Source organism: Streptococcus hillyeri (assembly GCF_003686955.1).
GTDB classification, from domain to species: domain Bacteria; phylum Bacillota; class Bacilli; order Lactobacillales; family Streptococcaceae; genus Streptococcus; species Streptococcus hillyeri.
Genome location: NZ_RCVM01000044.1, coordinates 1 through 1,673, shown reverse-complemented (window position 1 = coordinate 1,673; position 1,673 = coordinate 1). Strand labels below are relative to the sequence as shown.

General features: G+C 41.2%; 1 protein-coding gene. It reads left to right on the top strand.

What is annotated here, in order from left to right; translation table 11 throughout:
- Positions 1-1,673, top strand: a 1,673-nt coding sequence (locus EAF07_RS10360; protein WP_183121700.1) for an isopeptide-forming domain-containing fimbrial protein, incomplete at both ends; no start/stop codon positions are given.

The window sequence follows — 1,673 nt, the reverse complement described above, 5'->3', positions numbered from 1 at the left end:
GTGACTCGCGTTAAGATTCCAAATACAACGAAAGTTGTTTATAACAACTCAACAGTTGATGGCGAACCAGATAAAGAAACGCCACCAACGCCACCAGTAACCGTAACGCCACCAACCGATCCAACAGTTGATAAGAAAATCAACCGTACATTGGAACACTTAGATATTGAACGTAACAAGTCTTACATGTATAATATCTATGCAGAGATTCCAGGAGATATTGAAAATTACACCGAATACGTTGTAACAGATGATGTTGATCCTGCTCTTGGAATCAATGGTGACGTAGCTGTCCATGTTGATGGTTACACAACAGATGCCTTTAAAGTTACAGTAGAAGGCAACAAAGTGACTGCTACTGTTGTAGACTTTGCGAAACTTGCAGGTTACAAACAAGTTCAAATCTATATTCCAGCTTACATTAAGGAAGATGCAGATTTGACAACTTATGTTGATACCAAAGTACCAAATACAGCAAGTCTTGAGTTCACTAATGCAAGTGGCATCAAGAAACGTAAAGAAACTAAACCAGTAACCGTAACGCCACCAACGCCACCAACCCCGCCAACCCCAGAACCACCAAAACCAGGTGAGCCTGTGAAAACAGTTAGCAATGTTGAAGGTGCTGAACAAGCCTTGTTGTTGAAACTTGCCCAAGCAACAGATGCGTTTAGATTTGATGTTAAATCAGTTGTACCAATTGATAACTCAATAGATAACCGCACAATCTTGACAAGCCTCACTTTGATGGATACTTTGGATGACAATCTTAAAGTATCACGAGTAGGTGTGAAAGTGACTGATACTCCAAGTATCACGACTCCAGCAACAGACTTCAACTTTATTGATGAAGACGTTGAAGTTGCGAAGCAAGAGCTAGAAGAAGCGCGTCAAAAACTTGAAGCCCTTCAAAAAGATACCTCTGCGGAATCACAAGAAAAAGTTGCAGCAGCTGAAGCAAAAGTTACTGAGCTTCAACAACAGCTTTCGGAAGCCCAAGCGGTATTAGACCAGCTTAAAGTAACAGGAACTACAGAAGCTGGTGACAATAGTGCAACACCAATTCAAACTCAAGAAAAAGTGGTTGCAGAATTTGAAGCACAGTTAGAAGCAGCTCCCCTTGCCTTAGAAACGGTTAAAGCAGAAATCGCAAATGCGAAAAATGCGGAAGAGCTAAAAGTTGATATTTCAAACCAACAAGCAGTTGTTGATAAAGCGCAAGAAAAACTATCTGAAGCAGAAGCTAAGCAAAAACTAGTCAATGAAAAAGTAGCGTTGTTGAGTCAAGTTACGAAACAAGGTGAGTTAACGGCAGAGGCGATTGAAAAACTAGGTGGTACAATCAAAGTTGAAGGCCAAAACGTTACAGTGGACTTCAGTGATGAAGCGACAATGGAAGCGTTGAAAGGTCGAACAGTTACGATGATTATCTATACTGAAATAAAAGATGTGAAAGCTCTTAAGAACGTTCACTTCAGTGAAGGTATTGATAACACAGCAACGGTTCAATTTAACCACGATCCAAGCGTTGATTTGACGAAGAAAACGAACAAAGTAACAGTTGTTCCACCGAGTCCAAATCCACCAAAACCACCGGTTCCAATCAACCCACCTACTCCAAATAATCCGCCTTCAGGTAATACCCCACCACCAGGTGAAACACCACCACCAGG